This is a genomic window from Streptomyces sp. NPDC016851 (assembly GCF_055562795.1).
In genome coordinates this window covers 180676-203308 of sequence record NZ_JBVHEP010000008.1, presented here as the reverse complement: position 1 = coordinate 203308, position 22633 = coordinate 180676, and the positions used below count along the sequence as shown (strand labels likewise).

The window sequence follows — 22633 nt, the reverse complement described above, 5'->3', positions numbered from 1 at the left end:
AGATCTCGGCAGACGCTTACGCACCCCACCCCGCCTGCTCCCCACCAACCCGCTCAGAAACGATCTTCTCCGCCCACCCGGAACGGCGATACGCACCGATCGGATCCGCGTCGAGCCCCATTTCCTCCCGCACCTCGGCAAGAAGAGGCCGGACATCGGTGTTGTACGCGTCCATCACCACCGCATTCGCCCCGAGCACGTCCCCCGACCTCTGCGCCTCACCCAGCGCCTCCCGGTCGACCAGCAACGCCTTCGCCGTCGCCTCCTGCACATTCATCACCGACCGAATGATCGCCGGGATCTTCGCCTCGATGTTGTGGCACTGGTCGAGCATGAACGCGACCTCGGCCGAGAACCCCCCGCCCCGGATCACCTCGTACATGATCCGGAACAGCTGGAAGGGGTCCGCCGCACCCACCATCAGGTCGTCATCCGCGTAGAACCGCGAGTTGAAGTCGAACCCCCCGAGCTTCCCCTCCCGCAGCAGCGTGGCGACGATGAACTCGATGTTGGTCCCCGGCGCGTGATGCCCCGTGTCGACGACGACCTGAGCCTTCGGCCCGAGCTTCAGGCAGTGGGCGTACGCCGTGCCCCAGTCCGGCACATCGGTCGAGTAGAAGGCCGGCTCGAAGAACTTGTACTCCAGCAGCATCCGCTGCCCGTCGCCCAGCCGCTCGTAGACCTCCGCGAGCCCCTCGGCGAGCCGGTCCTGCCGGGCCCGGATGTCGTCCTGCCCGGGATAGTTCGTCCCGTCGGCGAACCACAGCTTCAGGTCCGTCGAACCCGTCGCATCCATGATGTCGACACACTCCAGCAGGTGATCGACGGCCTTCCGGCGCACAGAAGCCTCCGGGTGGCAGATGCTCCCGAGCTTGTAGTCGTCGTCCTGGAACGTGTTGGAGTTGATCGCCCCCAACCTCACGCCCCGCTGCTCCGCGTGCTTCGCCAGCGCCGCGTAGTCGTCGACCTTGTCCCACGGAATGTGCAGGGCAACCGTCGGGGCGACCCCCGTGAACTCGTGCACCTTCGCCGCGTCGTCCAGTTTCTCGTACGGATTGCGCGGCACACCGGCTTGCGCGAACACCTTGAAGCGTGTGCCCGAGTTCCCGTACGCCCACGACGGCGTCTCGACGGCCTGGGTCTTGAGAGCGGCCTTCACCGCGGCGAGCTCGGTCACGTCAGGGCTCCTGAGGCATCGGGTCGTATCGACCACCGAATGAAACGATTCAGGACGCGAAGTTATGGGCCCCCCGAAGGGGTGTCAACCCCTCCGGTCGACACGGTTACTCGTGACCAGGGCGTGACCTTCTGTCCTCGAAACATTTTCGACCGGAACCCATTGACGTGACATGCGCGACCCGCCTAACGTCCCGGCAACCCAGTTGAAACCTTTCACGACGCCCACGACGCCGAGAGGCGGCCACGCCGGCGTCGTCGAGGAGCCCCCATGACCCACCCGTCCACCACGGGTCCGGCCCCGGTTCTGGCACTGAAGGACGTCTCCAAGTCCTTCGGCGCGGTCCGCGCACTGCGGGACGTCTCCCTGGAGCTGTTCCCCGGGGAGGTGCACGCGCTCGCCGGTGAGAACGGTGCCGGCAAGTCCACCCTCATCAAGGCACTCGCCGGAGTGCACCGGCCGGACGCCGGCCAGGTGCTGCTCGACGGTGCGCCCGTCACCTTTCACGGCCCCGGCGACGCCCGCGACGCCGGCATCGCCGTGATCTATCAGGAGCCCACGCTCTTCCCCGACCTGTCGATCGCCGAGAACATCTACATGGGCCGCCAGCCCCGGCGCGCCCTCGGCCGGATCGACCACAAGGCCACGCACAACGCGACCGCCGCCCTCATGGAGCGCCTCGGTGTCGAACTCGACCCCGACCGGCCCGCCCGCGGCCTGTCCATCGCCGACCAGCAGATCGTCGAGATCGCCAAGGCCCTCTCCTTCGACGCCCGCGTCCTGATCATGGACGAGCCGACCGCCGCGCTCACCGGCAGCGAGGTCGCCCGCCTCTTCGGCGTCGTACGCACCCTGCGCGACCAGGGGGCCGCCGTACTGTTCATCTCCCATCGGCTGGAGGAGATCTTCGAGATCTGCCGGCGGGTCACCACCCTGCGCGACGGCGCCCTGGTCGGCAGCGAGCCGCTGGAGGGCATGACCGAGGACGACCTCGTGCGTCGCATGGTCGGCCGTGACCTCGACGAGCTCTACCCCAAGCAGGACGTGCAGCCGGGCGAAGTCGCCCTGAGCGTGCGCCGCCTGACCCGCGAAGGCGTGTTCACCGACGTCTCCTTCGACGTACGGCACGGCGAGATCGTCGGCCTCGCCGGACTCGTCGGCGCCGGGCGTACGGAGGTCGCCCGGGCCGTGTTCGGCATCGACCGCTGGGACGCCGGCGAGGTCACCGTCGACGGCAAGGCCCTGGTCAACGGCGCCCCGTCCACCGCGATGTCCGCCGGACTCGCCCTGGTCCCCGAGGACCGGCGCGCCCAGGGCCTGGTGATGGACATGTCCATCGAGCGGAACATCGGGCTCACCGGGCTGCGCACGACCGTGAAGGCGGGCCTGATGGACCGCGGCGCCGAGCGCAGCCGCTCCCTCGACTGGGCCGTCAAGCTCCAGGTCAAGTACGCCCGGATCGCCGACACCGTCAACACCCTCTCGGGCGGCAACCAGCAGAAGGTCGTGCTCGCCAAGTGGCTCGCCACCGCGCCCCGGGTGCTGATCGTCGACGAGCCGACCCGCGGCATCGACGTCGGCACCAAGGCAGAGGTGCACCGGCTGCTGTCCCAGCTGGCCGCCGACGGCGTGGCCGTCCTGATGATCTCCTCCGACCTGCCCGAGATCCTCGGCATGGCCGACCGCGTGCTGGTCATGCACGAGGGCCGGCTCACCGCCGAGATCCCACGCTCCGACGCCACCGAGGAAACCGTGATGGCCGCAGCCACCGGGAGGGCCGCCGCATGACGGTCGTCACCCCACAAGAGGCCCCCGTGGCCGACGTGCCCAAGTCGAGCGGCACCCGCCTCGTCGACCGCGTCTTCAAGATGCGCGAACTCGCCATCCTCGTCGTCTTCCTGGTGATGATCGCCGTCACCCAGGCCGGCAACAGCCAGTTCCTGTCCGAACAGGGCATCAAGGACCTGCTGCTGAACGCGACGATCCTCGTGCTGGTCGCCACCGGCCAGTCCCTCGTCGTCATCACCCGCAACGTCGACCTGTCGGTCGGGTCCACGCTCGGCATCAGCGCCTTCGCCGCCGGAACGTATCTCCAGGGCGGCGGCAACCCGGTCGTGGCGATCGCGCTGGCGGTCCTGCTCGGCATCGGCTTCGGACTGCTCAACGGCCTGCTCGTCAGCCTCGGCCAGGTGCCCGCCCTCGTCGTCACCCTGGGCACGCTCTACATCATCCGGGGCATCGACTCGATCTGGGTCGGCTCCAGCCAGATCACCGCGGCCGATCTGCCCGGCGGGTTCGTCGACTTCGGCTCCGGCGGCATCTCGGCGGTGCCGTACCTGGCGCTGATCGCCGTCGCGGTCCTCATCGCCACCGCCTACTACCTCAAGCACTTCGCCAGCGGCCGCGAGCTGTACGCGCTGGGCTCCAACCCCGAGGCCGCCCGCCTCGCCGGCATTCCCGTGCGCAAGCGGATCCTCGCCGCGTACACCTTCTGCGGCGCCCTCGCCGGACTCGCCGGCGCGATGTACCTCGCCCGGTTCGGCAACGTCGACTCCGGCACCGGCAACGGCTACGAACTGACCGTCGTCAGCGCGGTCGTGGTCGGCGGTGTCGTCTTCACCGGCGGCTCCGGCAGCGTCTACGGCGCGGCCCTCGGCGCGCTGCTACTGACCTCCATCAACAGCGTGCTGCCCGCCCTCGGCGTCAGCTCCGTCTGGGTGCTCGCCATCAACGGCATCCTGCTCATCCTCGCCATCGCGGTCGACCGGATCGTCGCGCTGCGCGTGGCCTCCGCCCTGAAGAAGAGGAACGCCCGCCATGGCTGACATCTCCCTGAGCCGAGCGGTCCGCTGGGACACGGTCGTCGGCGCACTCCTCATCGTCGTCCTGCTGTTCTCCTTCGGCTTCGTCGACGGGTTCGGCAACGCGCTCAACCTGTCGTTCCTCATCGGCAACACGCTGCCGATCGCGCTGATCGCCTTGCCGATGACCCTGCTGGTCGTCTCCGGGGAGATCGACCTGTCGGTGGCGTCCACGGCGGGTCTGTCCGGTGCCGTGATGGGCGCCCTGTGGAACCAGGGCATGGCCATCGAGACGATCATCCCGATCTGCCTGCTGCTGGGCGTGGTGTGCGGGCTGATCAACGGCCTGCTGGTGACCAGGCTGGGACTGCCGTCCCTCGCCGTCACCATCGGCACGCTCGCCGCGTACCGGGGTGTCGCGCAGATCGTGCTCGGGTCGGACGCGGTGACCGACTTCCCCACCCAGTACCTGGAGTTCGCGGCCGGGCGCATCGGTGACACGTTCATCCCGTACGCCTTCCTGCCGTTCCTCGTCCTGCTCGCCGTCGCGGTGGTCGCGCTGCACGCCACCCCGTTCGGGCGGTCGCTGTTCGCGATCGGGGCGAGTGAGGAGGCGGCGCGGTTCGCCGGCATCCGGGTCAAGCGCCAGAAGCTGATCCTGTTCACGGTGACGGGCCTGATGGCGTCGCTCACCGGCATCTTCTGGGCGCTGCACTTCGCGAGTGCGCGGTACGACAACGCGATGGGGCTCGAACTGTCGGTTGTGGCCGCGGTGTTGCTCGGGGGGATCGACTTCGACGGTGGCAAGGGCACGCTCGGTGGCGCCATCGCCGGGGTGTTCCTGCTGGGGGCCTTGCAGAACGTCATGAGCCTCCAGGACGTTTCCGCGCAGTCGCAGATCGTCGTCACCGGTGTGTTGCTCGTTCTTTCCGTGCTCGGGCCTCGGGTGGCTCGGCAGATCGCCGTCTTGCGTGCTCAATCTGCCGGCTGACCGTTGTCTGTGGCTGGTCGCGCAGTTCCCCGCGCCCCTAGAGGGGCGCACCACACTCACCTCGTCAAAGGAAACCGTCATGCGTAAGTCAACCCTCCGCCGCAGCTGCGCGGCGCTCGCCACCGCCACCTCTCTCGCGCTGGCGCTCACCGCCTGCGGCGGCACCACCAAGAAGGACGTCGCCAACGAGGGCGGCTCCGCCGCCACCGCCGGCAAGGCCGACCCGAACGCCGAGCTGAAGAAGGGGCTGACCGTCGGGTTCCTGCCCAAGCAGGTCAACAACCCGTACTTCACCTCCGCCGACAAGGGCGGCGAGAAGGCGCTGAAGGAGCTCGGCTCCAGCTACAAGGAGGTCGGTCCGTCCAGCGCGACCGACACCTCCGGGCAGGTCAGCTACGTCAACACGCTCACCCAGCAGCAGGTCGACGCGATGGCCGTCTCCGCGCAGGACCCGGGCGCCCTGTGCACCGCGCTCAAGCAGGCCATGAAGAACGGCATCAAGGTCGTCACCTACGACTCCGACACCACGCCCGACTGCCGCAACGCCTTCGTCTCGCAGGCCTCCGCCGAGGACCTGGGCCGTACCGAGGTGCAGCTGCTCGCCAAGCAGATCGGCTACAAGGGCGAGATCGCGATCCTGTCCGCCGCGCAGACCGCGACGAACCAGAACACCTGGATCGACTTCATGAAGGACGAGCTGAAGAAGCCCGAGTACAAGAACATGAAGCTGGTGAAGACCGCGTACGGCAACGACGACGCCCAGCAGTCCTTCCAGCAGACCCAGGGCCTGCTCCAGGAGTACCCGAACCTGAAGGGGATCATCTCCCCGACCACCGTCGGCATCAAGGCCGCCGCCCAGTACCTGTCGGGCTCCAAGTACAAGGGCAAGGTCAAGCTGACCGGCCTCGGCACCCCGAACGACATGCGCAAGTACGTCAAGAACGGCACCGTCGAGGCGTTCGAGCTGTGGGACCCGGCGAAGCTCGGCGAGCTGGCCGCCCGTACCGCCGTCGCCCTGTCCTCCGGGCAGATCACCGGCAAGGAGGGCGAGACCTTCAAGGCCGGCTCCATGGGCGAGTACACCATCGGCAAGGACGGCGTGATCAGCCTCGGCAAGCCGACCGTGTTCGACGCCAAGAACATCGACCAGTTCAACTTCTGATCACCGCGTCCCGATCACAGAAAGGGCTGTTGATGCAGCGCGTGTGCTTCCTGCTGAAGGTCCGGGCGGACCGCCTCGACGAGTACCGCGAGCGGCACGCCGTCGTGTGGCCCGAGATGCTCGACGCCCTGAAGGCGACCGGCTGGCACAACTACTCGCTCTTCCTGCGCGAGGACGGACTGCTCGTCGGCTACCTGGAGACCGAGGACTTCGCGGCCGCCCAGGCCGGTATGGAAGCCACCGACGTCAACGCCCGCTGGCAGGCGGAGATGGCGCCGTTCTTCGAGTCGCTGGACGGCGCCCGGCCCGACGAGGCCATGAAACCGCTCACCGAAGTGTTCCACCTCGCCTGAACAATGGAGTTCATGAGATGCACAGACGTACGTTGCTGGCCGCCGCGTTCGCCGGAGCCGTGGTGACCCCCGCCCTCGCCTCCGGCACCGCGCGGGCCGCCGACCCCGGGCCCTCCGTCACCCGGACCGGCACCACGACCCTCGACAGCCAGGCCGTCTTCTTCGTGTCGTACGACGGCCTGGTCAACAACAACTCGTTCCAGAAGAACGGCCTGCTGACCTACAAGGGCTACCAGTACGCCGTCTGGTACACCGCCGACCGCAACGCCGTCGTCGGACGCCGGGCCCTCGGCGCGAGCACCTGGTCGACCGTGAAGGTCGGGCACACCCTGCGGTACAACGACTCCCACAACGTCATCTCCATGGGCGTCTCCAAGGTCGACGGCCGGCTGCACCTCAACATGGACTCCCACAGCGACGGCTTCACCTACGTCAAGTCGGTCGCCGGGCTCCTGGACAACCCCGGCGGGCTGAGCTGGACCGCGAGCCGCTTCGGCGCACCCCAGTCCACCCTGGACGGCCTCGCGCTGACCTCGCAGTTCACCTACCCGCAGTTCATATCCACACCCGACGGCAGGCTCCAGCTGAGCTACCGCGTCGCCGTCTCCGGCAACGGCCGCAACGCGCTCGCCGAGTACGACGGCACCAAGTGGACCAACCTGGGGGAGTGGTCCAGCTCCACCGGCACGTACACCAGCGAGCACGGCTCCTCGACCGCCCGCAACATGTACCTGCACGGCATCGACTACGACCGGAACGGCCGGCTGCACTCCTTCTTCACCTGGCGCGAGCAGAACGGCGCCGTGATGTGCAACGGCGGCGGCATCACCAACCACGACACCGGCTACGTCTACTCCGACGACCGCGGCCGCACCTGGCGCAACAACGCGGGCACCGTCGTCGGCGTCACCGGCGGCTCCGACAAGGTGTCCGTGAACGACGCCGGCCTGGTCGTGGACCCGCTCAACCCGGACCACTCCCTGATGAACCAGGAGAGCCAGTTCACCGACTCGGCGGGCCGGCCGCACGCGATCATCTCCTACGTCCCGGGCCGCTTCGGCCAGTGCACCACCAACTACGTCACCGACCGGACGCGCAACGGCCGCGCCTTCCACGTCCGCAAGAACGCCTCGGGCTCCTGGCAGAAGACCGAGATCCCGGTCCCGCTGAACTCCAGCCAGCGCACCAAGCTGATCCTGGACAAGTACGACAACGCCTACGCGATCTTCCCCTTCGGGCGGATCGCCGGTGCCTCGGCCGCCTCCGGGTACACCGACTGGAAGATCCTGTTCGACGGCAGCGGCCTCAACGCCTTCGGCGAGGTCGTCGTCGACGAGACGCGCGTCGCCCAGGACGGGGTGCTGTCCTTCATGTACCAGGAGAAATCCAGCGGTACGACGCCCTCGGCGCTGCACGTCGTCGACTTCCGGCTGCCCGCCTGACCGCGCCCGGTTCCCGGGGCGGCGTGCCGTAATGTGAAGCCGCCCCGGCCGCCGCCCCCTCTCGTCTCCCCTTGGAGGTCCCTGCCCGATGGCCCAGTCGGTGGGTATCAAGGACGTCGCCCGAGCCGCCGGAGTCTCCGTCGGCACGGTGTCGAACGTGATCAACCGCCCGGACACGGTCGCCACCGAGACCCGGGCCCGCGTGCTGTCCGCGATAGACCGGCTCGGCTACGTCCGCAGCGAGTCCGCGCGCCAGCTGCGCGCGGGCCGCAGCCGCATCATGGGGCTGCTCGTCCTCGACATGGGCAACCCCTTCTTCGTCGACGTGGCCCGCGGCGCCGAACGCGCCGCACGGCAGGCCGGGCTCGGCGTGATGGTCTGCAACAGCGCCCAGAACCCGGGCGAGGAGGCCGAGTACCTGTCGCTCTTCGCCGAGCAGCGCGTGCGCGGTGTGCTGCTCACCCCGGCCGACGCCACGGGCCGCAACATCGAGGCGTTCCGCCGGCACGGCATCCCGTTCGTCCTGGTCGACCGGGTCGCCGAGGGCACCACCGAGTGCTCGGTCTCCGTCGACGACGTCGCGGGCGGCGCCCTGGCCGTACGCCATCTCGTCGACGCCGGGCACCGCTCCCTCGCCTACGTCAGCGGCCCGCCCGGCCTCAACCAGGTCCGCGACCGGCGCACGGGCGCCCTCGAAGCGCTCTCGGAGGCCGGGCTCGGGCCCGACGCGCTGCGCGAGCTGCCCACCGAACGGCTCGACGTCGCCGCAGGCCGCGACGCCGGCGCCCGCCTGCTCGGCCTCGCCGACCGGCCGACCGCCGTGTTCTGCGCCAACGACCTGCTGGCGCTCGGTGTCCTCCAGGCCATGTACGCGGCCGGTGTCGGCGTCCCGGACGACCTCGCCATCGTCGGCTACGACGACATCGAGTTCGCGGCGGCCGCGGCCGTGCCGCTCACCTCGGTACGGCAGCCCGCCGTCACCATGGGCGCCATGGCGGCCGACCTGCTCCTGGAGGAGACGGAGGAGGAGGGCCAGGCCCGGCCGCACGAGCACCGGCGGGTCGTGCTCCAGCCCGAGCTGGTGGTCCGCCGCTCCAGCCTGTCCGCCCGCTGAACCTGAACGGCCGTTCAGGAAGATTTCATGATCCGAAGGGGCCACCTGCGGACGCCTGCTGTGATGAACTGGGACGCGGTCCGAAAATCCGTCCGTCCCGGGAGCCCTGTTGACCCTCAGCTACCGCCAGCCCGGAGTCCTCCTCACCGACCGCCGCTTCACCGTCCCCCTCGACCACACTCGCCCCGAGGGCGAGACGATCGAGCTGTACGCCCGCGAGGTCGTCGCGACCGACAAGGCGCAGCAGGACCTGCCGTGGCTGGTCTACCTCCAGGGCGGGCCCGGCTTCGGCGCGGACCGCTCCGTCGGCAGGCCCGGCTGGCTCGGCCGCGCGCTGAAGGAGTTCCGCGTCCTCCTCCTCGACCAGCGCGGCACCGGCCACAGCACGCCCGCCAACCGGCAGACGCTCCCGCTGCGCGGCGGCCCCGCCGAGCAGGCCGACTACCTCACACACTTCCGCGCCGACACGATCGTCCGCGACTGCGAGGCCATCCGCGCCCAGGTCACCGGCGGCGCTCCCTGGACCGTCCTCGGCCAGAGCTTCGGCGGCTTCTGCCTGACCACCTACCTGTCCCTCGCGCCCGAGGGCCTGGCCACCGCTGTGATCACCGGCGGACTGCCCTCCTTGGACGCCCACGCCGACGACGTCTACCGGGCCGCCTTCCCGCGCATCGAACGCAAGGTCTCCGCGCACTACGCGCGCTACCCGCAGGACGCCGAACGCGCCCGCCGGATCGCCGACCACCTCCTCACGCACGACGTGGTCCTGCCGAACGGCTACCGGCTCACCGTCGAGGCCTTCCAGTCCCTCGGCATCGTCCTCGGCACCGGCGACGGCACCCACCGCCTGCACTACCTCCTGGAGAACGCCTTCGTCCGCACCCCGCAGGGCTTCGCGCTCTCCGACGCGTTCCAGGAGCAGGCGCAGGGCATGCTGTCCTACGCCCGCCACCCGCTGTACGCCCTGATCCACGAGTCGATCTACGGCCAGGACGCCCGGCCCACCGCCTGGTCGGCCGAGCGGGTCCGCGCCGAGTTCCCGCAGTTCGACGCCGCGAAGGCCCTCGCGGGAGACGAACCGCTGCTGTTCACCGGGGAGTCGATCCATCCCTGGATGTTCGACTGCGACCCGGCGCTGCGCCCCCTGCGCGAGACCGCCGACCTGCTCGCCGCCCGCACCGACTGGACCCCCCTGTACGACCCGGCCCGCCTCGCCGCGAACGAGGTACCGGTCGTCGCCGCCGTCTACCACGACGACATGTACGTCGACACCGCCCACTCCCTGCGGACCGCCCGCACGATCCGCGGCCTGCGCACCTGGGTCACGGACGAGTTCGAGCACGACGGCGTGCGGACCGGTGGCCAGCGGGTCCTCGACCGGCTGCTGGCGCTGGTGCGGAACGAGGCGTGATGCCGTGCCGGAAACATGTGGCGATGCCGGTGGCGCGGATTAGTCTGCGGGCATGACGACCACTCAACTCCAGCCCATGCCCGGCGACTGGCGGCGTGCCCTCGCGGTCGTGGCCCACCCCGACGACCTGGAGTACGGCTGCTCGGCGGCGATCGCGGCCTGGACCGACGAGGGCCGCGAGGTCGCCTACGTGCTGGCGACCCGGGGCGAGGCGGGCATCGACACACTGGAACCCGAGCGCTGCGGTCCGCTGCGGGAGCGGGAACAGCGGGCGAGCGCCGCGGTGGTCGGTGTGTCGGCGGTGGAGTTCCTCGACCACAGGGACGGTGTCATCGAGTACGGCACCGCCCTGCGCCGCGACATCGCCGCCGCGATCCGCCGGCACCGGCCCGAACTGGTCATCACGCTCAACCACCGGGACACCTGGGGCGGCGTCGCCTGGAACACCCCGGACCACGTGGCCGTCGGCCGGGCCACGCTCGACGCGGCCGGCGACGCGGGCAACCGGTGGATCTTCCCGGAGCTCACCGAGCGGGGCCTCGAACCGTGGGACGGCGTGCGCTGGGTCGCCGTCGCCGGTTCCAGCACCCCCACGCACGCGGTCGACGCGACGTCCGGCATGGAACGCGCGGTGCGCTCACTGCTGGAACACCGCACCTACATCGAGGCCCTGACCGACGAGGACCCGGAGACCTACGTCCGGGGCTTCCTCACGCAGCACGCCGAGGCCACCGGGGAGCGGTTCGGGGGCAAGCCGGCGGTGGCGTTCGAACTGTTCGGCAGATGACGCGGATGACAGGGGAGACGGGGGAGACCGGGGAGACGGGGGAGACCATGACAGACAGCAAGGAGCTGGCCGACCGGTTCGAGGAGCACCGCGGGCGGCTGAAGGCCGTCGCCTACCGCATGCTCGGATCGCTCGCCGAGGCGGAGGACGCCGTCCAGGAGGCCTGGCTGAAGCTCGGCCGCACCGACGCGGACGACATCCACAACCTCGGCGGCTGGCTCACCACGGTGACCGGCCGGGTGTGCCTGGACCTTCTGCGCTCACGTACCGCGCGCCGCGAGGAACCCATGGACGACACCTTCGTCCCGGACCCGGTGCTCAGGCCCTTGTCGCACATCGACCCGGAGCAGGAGGTGCTGCACGCCGACGAGGTGGGCCTGGCCCTGCTCGTCGTGCTGGAGAACCTGGAGCCCGACGAGCGGCTCGCGTTCGTGCTGCACGACATGTTCGCCGTGCCGTTCGACGACATCGCGCCGATCGTGGAGCGCAGCCCGGCCGCGACCCGGCAGCTGGCGAGCCGCGCCCGGCGCCGGGTGCGCGGCGCCACCCCGGCGGCCGAGCCGGACCTCGGCCGGCAGAAGGAGGTCCTCGACGCCTTCCTGGCCGCCTCGCGCGGCGGGGACTTCGAGGCGCTGCTCGCGCTGCTGCACCCGGACGTGGTGCTGCGGGCCGACTCGGGTGCCCTGGTGCGCGGCGCGGCCGTGTCCAAGGCCCTCCAGGGGGCGAAGGCGGTGGCGGAGCAGGCGCTCATGTTCGCCCGGTTCGCGCAGTCCGCGGAGCTGGTGCTGGTCAACGGCTCGGTCGGGGTCGTCAACGCGCCCGGGGGACGCGTGCAGTCGGTCATGGGAGTCACGATCACCGACGGCCGGATCACCGGCATGTACATCCTGGCCGACCCCGAGCGGCTGGAGCGCCTGGAGGCGCCCGGCCTCGCGGGCTGACTCGGCTCCGGCCCTGTTCGGGGTGGGCCGAGACGGCGCGGCCCGGGGGAGTGCCGGGACATGGCTCCCCGCGTCAGTCACCCGCCCCGGGCACTGGACAGCGCAGGTCTGAGGCAGGCTCCCGCACCGGTGTCCGGCGCTCCGGGTGCAGCCGCAGCCCCTCCGGCATCAGCGTCAGCCGCTCCGTCACGCGCAGCCGGTACGCCGGGTCGGGCCGCAGCTCGTAGCGGCGCAGCAGCAGGCCGAGCACCAGCGTCGCCTCGTGCAGGGCGAACTGGCGCCCGATGCAGGCCCGCGCCCCGGTCCCGAACGGCTTGAAGGTGTGTGGGGCCCGGGACCGGACCGCTTGCGCCTCGAAGCGGTCCGGGTCGAACCGCTCGGCGTCCGCGCCCCACACCTCGGTGTCCCGGTGCAGCATCGGCGTCAGCACCAGCGCCCACGCCCCGCGCCGCATGGGATGCTCCCCGGCCAGCACGGTGTCCTCCCGCGCCTCCCGGGCGAAGGCGGGCGCGGTGGGCCACAGCCGCAGCGACTCGTCCAGCACCCGGCGGACGTAGCGCAGCCTGGCCACCTGCTCGTAGGCCGGTTCCGGCGCGTCGCCCCAGACGCGGTCCACCTCGGCGCGGGCCCGGGCCGCGGCCTCGGGGTGGCGGGAGAGGTAGTGCAGCGCGAAGGAGAGCGCGCCGGACGTCGTCTCGTGGCCGGCGACGAGGAAGGTGATGACCTGGCGGCGGACGTTCTGGAGTTCCAGCCGCTCCCCGGTCTCGGGGTGGGCCGTCTCCAGCATCCGGTCGAGCAGGTCCCCGTCCCCGCGGCCGGTGGCGCGCCGGGCCCGGATCAGCTCGTCGACGGTGCGGTTGAGGTAGGCGATGTCGGCGGCGTTGCGGCGGCTCGCGCTGCGCAGCAGCAGCGGGGCCAGCGGGAAGGGCACCGTGTTGAGCCGCTGCGCGTACGTCAGCGTGCCGATCATCGCGGTCACGAAGGGGTGCGGCCGGGCGCGCTCGAACGACCCGAAGTCGTGGCCGAAGCCGGTGCGGGCGATCGTCTCCAGCGTCAGCTTGGTCATGTCGCCCGGCACGTCCACCGCCCGGCCCGAGGCCGCCGCCCGGTCCCAGTGTTCGGCCAGCTGCCGCGCGACGGCCAGCATCATCGGGTGGTAGCCGGCCATGGCCTCGCGGCTGAACCCCGGGGCGAGCACGTCGTGCGCCAGCTGCCAGTTGGGCTCGTGGTTGTACGCCGTGAACAGGCCGTCCCCGGCGACCGGCCGCAGGTTCGCTATGCCGAGCCCCACGTGCTTGGCGAACCGCGACTCGTCCGCGAGGTCGGCCGCGTGCCGGGCGCCCCACACGAACACGAACTCCTTGCCGAAGGCCTTCCGGCGGAAGACCGGACCCAGTTCGCGGGCGTACCGCAGCGAGTCCTGCAGGGGAGTGCGCCGGTTCACGCCCACCACGTCACCGAGCAACGGGATCCGGTGCGGCGGATGCGGAATGCGGCCCAGCTCCGGCCAGCCCAGCTCGGCACTGCGGAACCCCTTGGGCAGCCCGTCCCGTGTCGACGCCTCCGTCATGACGCGATCTCCCTTGATCCAGCGGCGGGTTGGCACGTGTTGTACGTGGGTTCAATAGCGCGCTTCAGTCTGGTCCGGTTGTTGAACCGGCGTCAAGTAAAGTGCGGGCATGGCCGCGAACCAGAGCGGGCGCACGCGCCGCCGGCTCAGCACCGAGGAGCGCCGGGAGCAGCTTCTGTCGGTCGGGGCGCGGCTGTTCTCGGAGAGTCCGTACGACGACGTGTGGATCGAGCAGGTCGCCGAGATCGCCGGGGTGTCGCGCGGGCTGCTGTACCACTACTTCCCGACCAAGCGGGACTTCTTCGCGGCGGTCGTCGAGCGCGAGAGCGAGCGGATGCTGCGCATGACGGCGGCGGTGCCCGGCGTCCCGGTGCGCGAGCAACTCGCGGGCGGTCTGGACACGTTCCTTGAGTACGTCCAGGCCCACGCCCACGGCTACCGCGCCTTCCACCGTGCCGACGCGGCCGGGGACCAGGCGGTGCGCCGCGTCTACCAGCGGGCCCTGGCCGCACAGGAGCGGCAGATCCTCGCGGCGCTCGCCGCGGATCCCGAGTTCGGCCCGGCCTTCCAGGAGCGGCCGGAGGTGCGGCTCGCGGTGCGCGGCTGGCTGGCGTTCACGACGTCCGTCTGTCTGGAGTGGCTGCGGGGCACGGAATTGAGCCGGGATCAGGTGCGTGAGCTGTGCGCCCGCGCCCTGCTGGGTGTCCTCACTCCCTGAAAGGCCTCGTAAAGATCACGTGACGTGGTTGGCTCACGCCCCGATCTTCGGTAGGTTAGGCAAGGCTTACCTAAGGAGGTCTGGGATGGGTGACGACAGCCACGACGACAGCCACAGCTGGACGGCGGCCCCTGCCGCTGCGGAGCGGGCGCGCTCGGTGCTCGCCGCCGCGTGGTCCTGCTCGGTGACCGCGGAGGGCACGCGGGAGGAGCTGGTCGGCGCGCACACGGTGACCGACGACGGCCGGGTGCTGGTGGACGTGCCCGGGGACAGCGCCCTGCTCGGGGCCGCGATCTGCGCGCCCCGCGGCGAGCCGTCGGCGGCGCTGGAGTTCGCCGACGTGGCGCCCGTCCCGGTGCGCAGCCGGATCCGCGCCCGGCTGTGGCTCGCGGGCCGGTTCACCGTGGAGGGGGAGAGCCGGCTGGCCTTCCGGGCCACGCGCGTGGTGCTGCGGCAGCCGTCCGGGGCCGTGGTCGTGGACCTCGACGACTTCGCCGCCGCCACGCCCGACCCGCTCGGCACAGCCGAGGCCCGGCTGCTGACGCACCTCGCCGACTGCCACGCGGACGCGGTCGAGCGGCTCACCCGGCTCGTCGACGCCGACAGCCTGCACGGCGCGGTCCGCGTCCAGCCGCTCGCCGTCGACCGGCACGGACTGACCCTGCGCATCGAACGCACCCGTGCCCACGGCGACGTACGCCTCGCCTTCCACACCCCCGCCGACACCGTCGCGCAGCTCACCGAGCGCATGCACGTCCTCCTCGGCCAGGCGACCGCCGCGGCCTGTCCGCGGGCCCTACAGTGGCAGCGCACAGACGGCGACCGGTGACGGAAACGGTTCACCGGCGCGGCGCAGCGCGCCGCTCTCCTCGTCGACACGGAAGACGGTCACCGTGCCGGACTTCTGGTTCGCCGCGAACAGCAGCGTCCCCTCCGGTGAGAGGGCGATCTGGCGCGGGAAGTCCCCGTCCACCGGCACGGTGTCCAGCAGCTTGAGCCGGGCGCCGTCCTCCTCGACGGCATACCGCGTGAGGCTGTTGTCGCCGCGGTTGGCGAGAAAGGCGTGACGGCCGTTCGGGGTCACCTGGAACTGCGCCGGGTAGTTGGTGCCCGGACCGGTGCCCGTGGACTGCGGCTCACCGACCGTGACGCGGCCCGAGGCGGGGTCATACGCGCAGACCGCCACCGTGTTGTCGACCTCGTTCGCGAGGTAGGCGTACCGGCCGCCGGGGTGGAACGTCAGGTGGCGCGGGCCCGCGCCCGGCCGGGCCCGCGCCTGCGCGACCTCCGTGAGCGTGCCGGCCTTCTCGTCGAGCCGGTACGTGTAGACGGTGTCCGTGCCCAGGTCTACGGCGAGCACATGCCCGCCGTCGGGGCTGGTGAAGATCTGGTGGGCGTGCGGACCCTCCTGGCCCGGACCCGGTGCCGGACGGGAGTGCCGGACGAGACCGGTCCGCTCGCCGAGGGCGCCCGAGGCGTCGATCGGGTGCACGGCCACACTGCCGGAGCCGTAGTTCGCGCTGAACAGCCAGCGCCCGCCCGGATGCACCGACAGATGGCAGGGGCCCGCGCCGCCGGTGCTCCGGCTGCCCAGGATCTTCCGGTCGGACAGCCGGACGGCCGTCACGGCCCCGTCGTCGCGCTCGTTCACCGCGTACAGCGTGTGGCGGTCCGGGTGGATCGCGAGGTACGACGGGTTGCCGACGCCGGTGAGTGTGCCCGAGCCGCTGATCCGGCCCGTCGCCGCGTCGTACGTGGCCAGGCCGATGCCCTTGCCGCCGCCTTCGACGGAGGTGTAGGTGCCGAGGTAGAGGGGGCGCGGGCCGGACGGGCGCCCGGCCCGGCGGGACGGGCTCACGCCCGACTCGGGGGCCGTCGGACTCGTCGGGGCCCCCGGCGCGGGCGCGTCGTCACAGGCGGGCAGCGCCGCCGCGGCGGCTCCGCCCGCCAGCGCGCCGACGAACCGGCGCCTGCTCCAGCCACCACTGCCCATGTCGCCCCTCAGGTCGTCACTCGTCCCCGTCGTGACAGCCACCTTGGCGTGGATCACCCGTCAGGTGCAACAACGGCACCGGGCGTTGCGCGTGGCGCAATCCACTCCGGGTGGTCGCTCAGCGAGAACGTCCGCCGACCCCCGTACGGTTCCGCCACATCTGCTCCTGGACGCCCAGGCGCTCCCGCAGCCGCGTCAGACGGGGCATCCGCACGCGCTGCTCCCGCGACACCTGGTCCAGTTCCTCGAACAGGCGCCGGGTGCGGTGCTCGGTGTCGAGTTCGTCGAGGATCCGGTTGACCTCCGTCAGGACGGCACCGAGCAACTGCCAGTGCCGCGTCTCGAGCTCGGCCTCCTTGCGCAGCAGCAGGGCGAGCTTGTCGCGCGTGCCCGCCGCGGTGCGCAGCTCCGTGGCGAGACGTTCCTCCGCCGACTCGGCGCTCGCGCTCAGATGGGTGGTCACCAGCACCGCGAAGCTCACCACGGCGTCGGCGATCTCGGACAGCAACTGCTCCAGCGCGGCGCCCGTCTCGGCGTCGAACAGCGGCTCGGGCTCGCGTTCCTTCGCCAGGTCGGTGAAGGAACGCGCGAGCACGCGCAGGACGACCGTGCAGATCTCCAGCGTGTCCAGGCCGGTGCGCAGCACCACACGGTGCAGCAGGCCCTCGTGTACGCGCGGGTTGAGCCGCAGGCTGTCCTCCGCCTGCCGGAGCGCCGCGTCCACCTCGACGATGTCGTGGTCCAGGCGCCGCGCCTCGTGCAGCCGCTCCGCCGCCTGGTCCGGGGGCGTACCGCCGGCGGCCTCCTCGCCCATGCGCAGCATCAGCTGTCGCAGCCGGCGCGCCAGGCCCTCGATGGACGCGCCCGCCTCCTCCACCCACACCGGCGGAGCCAGCAGCAGATTGCAGCCGAGCCCGACGACCGCGCCGATCAGCGTCTCCACCACCCGGGCCCAGGCCGTGTCCCCGTGGGTGGTGACCCCGAGCACGAGCATCGCGCTGATCGCGACCTCGGGTACGTACTCCTCCACCCGGACCAGCCGTCCCACGGCCAGCGAGGCCACGAGGAGCAGTGCCAGGCTCCACCACGTCAGACCCACCAGAAGGCTGAACGCGATGGCGACGAGGACGCCGGTCACCACGGCGTTCACCCGCCGGAAGCCGTTGGTGAGCGTGGCGTACAGGGTCACCTGGACGACCAGCAGGGCCGTCAGGGGAGCGGTGAGCGGTGCCGCCTCGGGGCTCAGCCGGAGCGCGATGACGTAGGCGATCGTCGCCGCGAACGCGGACCGCGCCGTCTGGACGACCACGGGGTCCCGGCGCTTGTGCACGATCCGCCGGGCATGCGTCGTCCACTCACGTACCTCTCGCATCCTCAGGCTGTTCCCCTTCCCCTGGCGCATCGAACGCGTTCATGAAGGACGTTAGCGCCGGGGGAAACCACGGGCGACCGAGGGCCTCAGGCGTACACCTTGTCGAGGAAGGCAGCCAGGTGGCCCCGGGTCCGCTCGATCTGCTCCTGGAGAGTGAGACTCTCGTCGAAGCGGGTCCCGCTCTCCGGCACCTTCTTCCCGCGCAGGTACAGCGAGCAGGCGAGGTCGGTGCACATGTACGCCCCGACGGAATTGCCCTCACGCCCGGCCGTCCCCGCCTTGCGCGCGGTCATCAGCGACACACCGCCCCGGGGATGCGTCGTCAGGCACAGCGAACACATGCTGCGCTGCAGAAAGCCCCGCTGCGCCGCCTGGAACCGCATCGCCAGCCCGACGAGCCGCCCCTCGCGCTCGGCGACCAGATAACTCCGGTCGGGCGCCCCCGGATCCCGCCAGCCCAGGAAGTCGAGATCGTCCCAGGGCCGCTCGGCGAGGTCCCGCGGGACGGTCAGACGCTTGGCCTCTCCCTTGGAGCAGTTGACAAACGAGTTCCGGATGTCGTGTTCGGTGAGTGATCTCATGGGAGGGCTCCTGCTCGTCGTCGGCGAAACCTAGGGGTCCTAGGTTTCGTGGTTCAGGGTAAAAGCATCGACGAAGGGGGAGCCAGTGGATTTTCAGAAAGGCGGGGGGCCACCAGTGGGGAGCCGGCAGGGCCTGCTTCGTGGCCGGGGCCCGTGGTGGCGGGCCCCCCGGGGTGAGCGGCCCCAGCGTGTAGGCGGGCGCCACTGGTGGGGGGCGGGCACCGCCTACTCCGCGGCCGGGGCCTCCGGTGGCCAGACATCCGGCGTGAGCACCCCCAGCGCATAGGCGCGGGCCACCAGTTCGGTGCGGTTGGCGGCGTGCCAGCGGGCGGACAGGCGGCGCAGGTGGTAGGTGACGCCGTCGGTGGTGAGGCCGGTCTCGCGGGCGGCCCGGGCCGTGGTGGCGCCGGCGGCCAGCAGGGCCAGGATGCGGGCCTCCACGGGGGTGATCCGGTCCTGCTCGGCGGGCGGGGCGGGGGAGGGGGCGCGCTCGCCCTCCACGCGCAGCATCACCAGCAGCGCCGGTGTGTCCTCCACCGTGTCGCTCACCGGGTCCGCCGTCAGCTCCCCGTACCGCTCCGCGCCGCCGGGTGCCCGCCAGCGCACCGACACCTGGTAGCGCGAGCGGTGCCGCAGGCGCAGGGCCTGGGCGATGCGCTCCACCTGCGTGGCCTCCCGCGGGCTGAACAGGTCCAGGACGTCACGGCCGCGCAGCCGCCCCGGCGTCGTACCGCACTCCGCGGCCATCGCCGGATTGGCCAGCAGCACCGCGCCGTACACGTCGCACACCGCGACCGGCATCGCGACCCGGTCGAAGAGGAGCAGGGCGCGGTTGCGCCATGTCACGGCCTCCTGCCGGGCCTGGTCCACGGTCATCTCCTGCCACGCCGGGGCGCCCCCGCGCAAGGGCGACGCGTCTGCATGTACTACACAATCATGTAGGGCGGCGGCACGGCCCGCAGGGTCCCGTGGATCACGCTGGATCGCAGTACGTCCGTACCGCGAAAGGCAGTTGTCGCGTCATGCGCCCCACCGCACAGACCCCCCGGCCCGCAGACGGCCTCCCCGGCCTCCCCGTCGCCGACATCTCCGGCACCGGGCCCGGCGCCGCACCCGTCCAGCAGGCCATGGACCTGATGCGCGAGCACGGGCCCGTGTTCGTGCGGCGGCTGTACGGACGCGACACCCTGTTCGTGGGCGACCTGGACCTCGTGGCGGAACTCGCGGACGAGCAGCGGTTCGCCAAGCACATCGGGCCCGGTCTGGAGAACGTCCGCGAGTTCGCCGCCGACGGCCTGTTCACCGCGTACAACGACGAGCCCAACTGGGCCAAGGCGCACGACATCCTCATGCCCGCCTTCGCGCTCGGCTCGATGCGGACCTACCACCCCGTGATGCTGAAGGTGGCCCGCAGGCTCATCGCCTCCTGGGACCGCGACGCCCGCGCCGGACACCCCGTCGACGTGCCCGGCGACATGACGCGCATGACGCTCGACACCATCGGACTGGCCGGGTTCGGCTACGACTTCGGCTCCTTCGAGCGCTCCGAGCCGCACCCCTTCGTCGAATCGATGGTCCGCTGCCTGGAGTGGAGCATGACCCGCCTCGCCCGCGTCCCGGGCCAGGACTACTCGGCGCAGGACGCCGCCTTCCGCGACGACTCCGCCTATCTCGCCCAGGTCGTCGACGACGTCATCGCCTCCCGCACCGGCACCGACCAGAGCCAGGCCGACGACCTACTCGGCCTCATGCTGACCGCCGAGCACCCCGCCGACGGCGGCACGCTCGACACCGCCAACATCCGCAACCAGGTCATCACGTTCCTCATCGCCGGCCACGAGACCACCTCCGGCGCCATGTCCTTCGCCCTGTACTACCTCGCCAAGCACCCCACCGCGCTCCAGCTGGTGCAGCGCGAGGTCGACGAGCTGTGGGGCGACGCGGCGGACGTCGAGCCGACGTACGACGAGATCGGCCGGCTGACCTACACGCGCCAGGTCCTCAACGAGGCGCTCCGGCTGTGGCCCACGGCCGCCGTCTTCGCCCGGGAGGCCCGCGAGGACACGCTGCTCGGCGGCCGCATCCCGCTGCGCGCCGGGCAGTCCGCCCTGGTGCTCACGCCGATGCTGCACCGCCAGCCCGTCTGGGGCGACAACCCCGAGCTGTTCGACCCGTCCCGCTTCACGGCCGAGGCGGAGGCCGAGCGCCCGGTGCACGCCTTCAAGCCGTTCGGCACCGGTGAGCGCGCCTGCATCGGGCGGCAGTTCGCCCTGCACGAGGCGACCATGCTGCTGGCCATGCTCGTCCACCGCTACCGGCTGAGCGACCACGCCGGCTACCGGCTCCACGTCAAGGAGACCCTCACCCTCAAGCCCGAGGGCTTCACCCTCACGCTCACCCCGCGCACGACCGCCGACCGGGTCCACGCGCCGCTGCCCGGCGCCGCCCCGGTCCGGGATTCCCGGTCGGCCGAACCGCGGGGCCTGCCCGCCCGCGTCCGTCCCGGCACGGCCGCCCTCTTCCTGCACGGCAGCAACTACGGCACCTGCCGCGACTTCGCGGCTCAACTCGCCGACGAGGCCGCCGCCGTCGGCTGCGAGACCCAGGTGGCGCCCCTGGACGCGTACGCGGGCGGCCTGCCCACCGACCGGCCCGTCGTCATCACGGCCGCCTCCTACAACGGCCGCCCCACCGACGACGCCACCGCCTTCGCCGCCCGGCTGGAGGAGGCCCACGACCTGTCCGGCGTGACGTACGCGGTCCTCGGCGTCGGCGACCGCAACTGGGCCGCCACCTACCAGCACGTCCCCACCCGGATCGACGAGCGGCTCGCCGAGTCCGGCGCCACCCGGCTGCTCGACCGCGCCGCCGCCGACGCCTCGGGCGACCTCACCGGCACGGTCCGGGAGTTCACGGTGGCCCTCCGCGTCGCCCTGCTGGAGCGGTACGGCGACCCGGACGCCACGACCCCGGACCCCGAGCCCACCGCTGCCTACGAGGTCCGCACCCTGACCGGCGGCCCGCTGGACGCCCTCGCCCAGCGGCACGGGCTCGTCCCCATGCGGGTCACCGAGGCCCACGACCTCACCGCGCCCGGCTACGCACGCCGCAAGCGGTTCCTCCGCGTCGCGCTGCCGGACGGCGTCACCTACCGCACGGCCGACCACCTCAACGTGCTGCCCGCCAACCACCCGGACCTCGTCACCCGCGCCGCCGCGGCGCTCGGCGCCGACCTCGACACCGTCCTGGACATCCGCGCCACCCGCCCGCGCCGCGACTCGATCGCCGTCGACCGGCCCGTGACGGTACGTCACCTCCTCACCCACTACGTGGAGTTGCAGGAGCGCCCGAGCGCCGGGCAACTGGCCGCGCTCGCCGCCGCCAACCCGTGCCCGCCGGAGCGCACGGCCCTGGCCGCCCTCACCGACGACCCGCGCACCCTCGTGGAGATCCTCGAAGACCACCCGGCCCTGCGCGGCGCCCTGGACTGGCCGCAGCTCCTCGACCTCCTCACCCCGCTGCGCCCCCGCCACTACTCCATCTCCTCCTCACCCGCCGTCGACCCCGCTCACGTGGACCTGATGGTGTCGCTGCTGGAGGCACCGGCCCGCTCGGGCCGCGGCGTCTACCGGGGCACCGGATCCGGCCACCTGGCCGGCGCCGAGCCCGGCGACACGGTGTACGCGCGCGTGCAGCCGTGCCGGGAGGCCTTCCGCATCGACGCCACCGGCGGACCGGCGCCGGTCGTCATGATCGCGGCCGGCACCGGCCTCGCCCCGTTCCGCGGCGCGATCGCCGACCGTACGGCCGCCCTCGCCGCAGGCGCCGAACTCGCCCCGGCCGTCTGCTACTTCGGCTGCGACGCGCCCGACGCCGACTTCCTGCACGCCGGCGAACTGCGCGCCGCCGAGGCCGCCGGAGCCGTCTCCCTGCGCCCCGCCTTCAGCGAGGCCCCCGAGGGCGAGGTGCGGTTCGTGCAGCACCGCATCGCAGCCGAGGCCGAGGAGGTCTGGGCCCTGCTGACCGCCGGAGCGCGCGTGTACGTCTGCGGGGACGGTTCGCGGATGGCTCCCGGGGTGCGGGAGGCGTTCCGTACGCTGTACCGCAAGCACACGCCGGGCGCCGACGAGACGGCCGCCGAGCAGTGGCTCGACGGGCTGGTCGCGGACGGGCGTTACGTCGAGGACGTGTACGCGGCCGGCTGACCGAAGGCGAAGCGG

General features: G+C 71.7%; 19 protein-coding genes. 13 read left to right on the top strand and 6 right to left on the bottom strand.

From position 1 onward, the window contains the following. Positions 1-16: 16 nt before the first annotated feature. Positions 17-1177: an L-rhamnose isomerase gene (gene rhaI, locus ACZ3I3_RS15470; RefSeq protein WP_467365293.1), complete on the bottom strand. Its 1161-nt coding sequence runs from the start codon at positions 1175-1177 to the stop codon at positions 17-19. A gap of 270 nt (positions 1178-1447) precedes the next feature. On the opposite strand from rhaI, the gene ACZ3I3_RS15465 reads away from it, so the two are divergent. The 10 genes from ACZ3I3_RS15465 to sigJ all read left to right on the top strand — a co-directional run bounded on the left by ACZ3I3_RS15465 (position 1448) and on the right by sigJ (position 12179). Next, positions 1448-2965: an ATP-binding cassette domain-containing protein gene (locus tag ACZ3I3_RS15465; protein ID WP_086846001.1), complete on the top strand. Its 1518-nt coding sequence runs from the start codon at positions 1448-1450 to the stop codon at positions 2963-2965. Next, positions 2962-4002, top strand: a complete 1041-nt coding sequence (locus ACZ3I3_RS15460) for an ABC transporter permease (RefSeq protein ID WP_467365291.1) — start codon at positions 2962-2964, stop codon at positions 4000-4002. Before ACZ3I3_RS15465 ends, ACZ3I3_RS15460 begins: the two co-directional genes overlap by 4 nt. Next, on the top strand, positions 3995-4969 hold the full coding sequence (locus tag ACZ3I3_RS15455; protein WP_467365289.1) for an ABC transporter permease: 975 nt from the start codon (positions 3995-3997) through the stop codon (positions 4967-4969). Before ACZ3I3_RS15460 ends, ACZ3I3_RS15455 begins: the two co-directional genes overlap by 8 nt. 79 nt (positions 4970-5048) lie before the next feature. Then, on the top strand, positions 5049-6131 hold the full coding sequence (rhaS, locus tag ACZ3I3_RS15450; RefSeq protein WP_467365287.1) for a rhamnose ABC transporter substrate-binding protein: 1083 nt from the start codon (positions 5049-5051) through the stop codon (positions 6129-6131). Positions 6132-6163: 32 nt separating this feature from the next. Continuing rightward, positions 6164-6484: an L-rhamnose mutarotase gene (locus ACZ3I3_RS15445; protein WP_467365509.1), complete on the top strand. Its 321-nt coding sequence runs from the start codon at positions 6164-6166 to the stop codon at positions 6482-6484. Positions 6485-6501: 17 nt separating this feature from the next. Beyond that, on the top strand, positions 6502-7926 hold the full coding sequence (locus ACZ3I3_RS15440) for a BNR repeat-containing protein (protein WP_467365285.1): 1425 nt from the start codon (positions 6502-6504) through the stop codon (positions 7924-7926). Between the two features lie 88 nt (positions 7927-8014). Next, positions 8015-9040: a LacI family DNA-binding transcriptional regulator gene (locus ACZ3I3_RS15435; protein WP_467365283.1), complete on the top strand. Its 1026-nt coding sequence runs from the start codon at positions 8015-8017 to the stop codon at positions 9038-9040. Between the two features lie 109 nt (positions 9041-9149). Next, positions 9150-10451, top strand: coding sequence for an alpha/beta fold hydrolase (locus ACZ3I3_RS15430; protein WP_467365281.1), 1302 nt, complete (start codon positions 9150-9152; stop codon positions 10449-10451). Positions 10452-10503: 52 nt separating this feature from the next. Continuing rightward, positions 10504-11238 carry a PIG-L deacetylase family protein gene (locus ACZ3I3_RS15425; protein ID WP_467365279.1) on the top strand — a complete coding sequence of 245 codons (735 nt, stop codon included), beginning with the start codon at positions 10504-10506 and terminating at the stop codon, positions 11236-11238. Positions 11239-11285: 47 nt separating this feature from the next. Next, complete coding sequence (gene sigJ / locus ACZ3I3_RS15420; protein ID WP_467365277.1) at positions 11286-12179, top strand: RNA polymerase sigma factor SigJ; 894 nt, start codon at positions 11286-11288, stop codon at positions 12177-12179. Positions 12180-12252: 73 nt separating this feature from the next. On the opposite strand, the gene ACZ3I3_RS15415 is transcribed toward sigJ, so the two are convergent. After that, the gene (locus ACZ3I3_RS15415) at positions 12253-13749 is read right to left on the bottom strand and encodes a cytochrome P450 (RefSeq protein ID WP_467365275.1); all 1497 of its coding nucleotides are present in this window, start codon (positions 13747-13749) and stop codon (positions 12253-12255) included. A 109-nt stretch (positions 13750-13858) separates the two neighbouring features. On the opposite strand from ACZ3I3_RS15415, the gene ACZ3I3_RS15410 reads away from it, so the two are divergent. Both ACZ3I3_RS15410 and ACZ3I3_RS15405 read left to right on the top strand, forming a co-directional pair. After that, on the top strand, positions 13859-14467 hold the full coding sequence (locus ACZ3I3_RS15410) for a TetR/AcrR family transcriptional regulator (RefSeq protein ID WP_020272125.1): 609 nt from the start codon (positions 13859-13861) through the stop codon (positions 14465-14467). An 85-nt stretch (positions 14468-14552) separates the two neighbouring features. After that, positions 14553-15296: a DUF2470 domain-containing protein gene (locus ACZ3I3_RS15405; RefSeq protein WP_467365273.1), complete on the top strand. Its 744-nt coding sequence runs from the start codon at positions 14553-14555 to the stop codon at positions 15294-15296. Here the strand turns inward: ACZ3I3_RS15405 and ACZ3I3_RS15400 are convergent. The 4 genes from ACZ3I3_RS15400 to ACZ3I3_RS15385 all read right to left on the bottom strand — a co-directional run bounded on the left by ACZ3I3_RS15400 (position 15264) and on the right by ACZ3I3_RS15385 (position 19289). After that, positions 15264-16460, bottom strand: coding sequence for a lactonase family protein (locus ACZ3I3_RS15400; protein ID WP_467365507.1), 1197 nt, complete (start codon positions 16458-16460; stop codon positions 15264-15266). The two genes, ACZ3I3_RS15405 and ACZ3I3_RS15400, sit on opposite strands and share 33 nt — an antisense overlap. A gap of 118 nt (positions 16461-16578) precedes the next feature. Next, complete coding sequence (locus tag ACZ3I3_RS15395; protein ID WP_467365271.1) at positions 16579-17832, bottom strand: FUSC family protein; 1254 nt, start codon at positions 17830-17832, stop codon at positions 16579-16581. Positions 17833-17918: 86 nt separating this feature from the next. Next, on the bottom strand, positions 17919-18413 hold the full coding sequence (locus ACZ3I3_RS15390) for an FBP domain-containing protein (RefSeq protein ID WP_467365269.1): 495 nt from the start codon (positions 18411-18413) through the stop codon (positions 17919-17921). A 225-nt stretch (positions 18414-18638) separates the two neighbouring features. Further along, positions 18639-19289 (bottom strand): PAS domain S-box protein, encoded by a 651-nt coding sequence (locus ACZ3I3_RS15385; protein WP_467365267.1) that lies wholly within the window; start codon positions 19287-19289, stop codon positions 18639-18641. A 146-nt stretch (positions 19290-19435) separates the two neighbouring features. On the opposite strand from ACZ3I3_RS15385, the gene ACZ3I3_RS15380 reads away from it, so the two are divergent. Beyond that, complete coding sequence (locus tag ACZ3I3_RS15380; RefSeq protein WP_467365265.1) at positions 19436-22618, top strand: cytochrome P450; 3183 nt, start codon at positions 19436-19438, stop codon at positions 22616-22618. The last annotated feature ends 15 nt before the right edge of the window (positions 22619-22633 follow it).

What these genes read in the sequence shown, in the direction of transcription:
- ACZ3I3_RS15465 (WP_086846001.1), top strand. Translation starts at nt 1,448, where the DNA reads ATGACCCACCCGTCCACCACGGGTCCGGCCCCGGTTCTGGCACTGAAG.
- ACZ3I3_RS15460 (WP_467365291.1), top strand. Translation starts at nt 2,962, where the DNA reads ATGACGGTCGTCACCCCACAAGAGGCCCCCGTGGCCGACGTGCCCAAG.
- ACZ3I3_RS15455 (WP_467365289.1), top strand. Translation starts at nt 3,995, where the DNA reads ATGGCTGACATCTCCCTGAGCCGAGCGGTCCGCTGGGACACGGTCGTC.
- rhaS (WP_467365287.1), top strand. Translation starts at nt 5,049, where the DNA reads ATGCGTAAGTCAACCCTCCGCCGCAGCTGCGCGGCGCTCGCCACCGCC.
- ACZ3I3_RS15445 (WP_467365509.1), top strand. Translation starts at nt 6,164, where the DNA reads ATGCAGCGCGTGTGCTTCCTGCTGAAGGTCCGGGCGGACCGCCTCGAC.
- ACZ3I3_RS15440 (WP_467365285.1), top strand. Translation starts at nt 6,502, where the DNA reads ATGCACAGACGTACGTTGCTGGCCGCCGCGTTCGCCGGAGCCGTGGTG.
- ACZ3I3_RS15435 (WP_467365283.1), top strand. Translation starts at nt 8,015, where the DNA reads ATGGCCCAGTCGGTGGGTATCAAGGACGTCGCCCGAGCCGCCGGAGTC.
- ACZ3I3_RS15425 (WP_467365279.1), top strand. Translation starts at nt 10,504, where the DNA reads ATGACGACCACTCAACTCCAGCCCATGCCCGGCGACTGGCGGCGTGCC.
- sigJ (WP_467365277.1), top strand. Translation starts at nt 11,286, where the DNA reads ATGACAGACAGCAAGGAGCTGGCCGACCGGTTCGAGGAGCACCGCGGG.
- ACZ3I3_RS15415 (WP_467365275.1), bottom strand. Translation starts at nt 13,749, where the DNA reads ATGACGGAGGCGTCGACACGGGACGGGCTGCCCAAGGGGTTCCGCAGT.
- ACZ3I3_RS15410 (WP_020272125.1), top strand. Translation starts at nt 13,859, where the DNA reads ATGGCCGCGAACCAGAGCGGGCGCACGCGCCGCCGGCTCAGCACCGAG.
- ACZ3I3_RS15405 (WP_467365273.1), top strand. Translation starts at nt 14,553, where the DNA reads ATGGGTGACGACAGCCACGACGACAGCCACAGCTGGACGGCGGCCCCT.
- ACZ3I3_RS15400 (WP_467365507.1), bottom strand. Translation starts at nt 16,460, where the DNA reads ATGGGCAGTGGTGGCTGGAGCAGGCGCCGGTTCGTCGGCGCGCTGGCG.
- ACZ3I3_RS15395 (WP_467365271.1), bottom strand. Translation starts at nt 17,832, where the DNA reads ATGCGAGAGGTACGTGAGTGGACGACGCATGCCCGGCGGATCGTGCAC.
- ACZ3I3_RS15390 (WP_467365269.1), bottom strand. Translation starts at nt 18,413, where the DNA reads ATGAGATCACTCACCGAACACGACATCCGGAACTCGTTTGTCAACTGC.
- ACZ3I3_RS15385 (WP_467365267.1), bottom strand. Translation starts at nt 19,289, where the DNA reads ATGACCGTGGACCAGGCCCGGCAGGAGGCCGTGACATGGCGCAACCGC.
- ACZ3I3_RS15380 (WP_467365265.1), top strand. Translation starts at nt 19,436, where the DNA reads ATGCGCCCCACCGCACAGACCCCCCGGCCCGCAGACGGCCTCCCCGGC.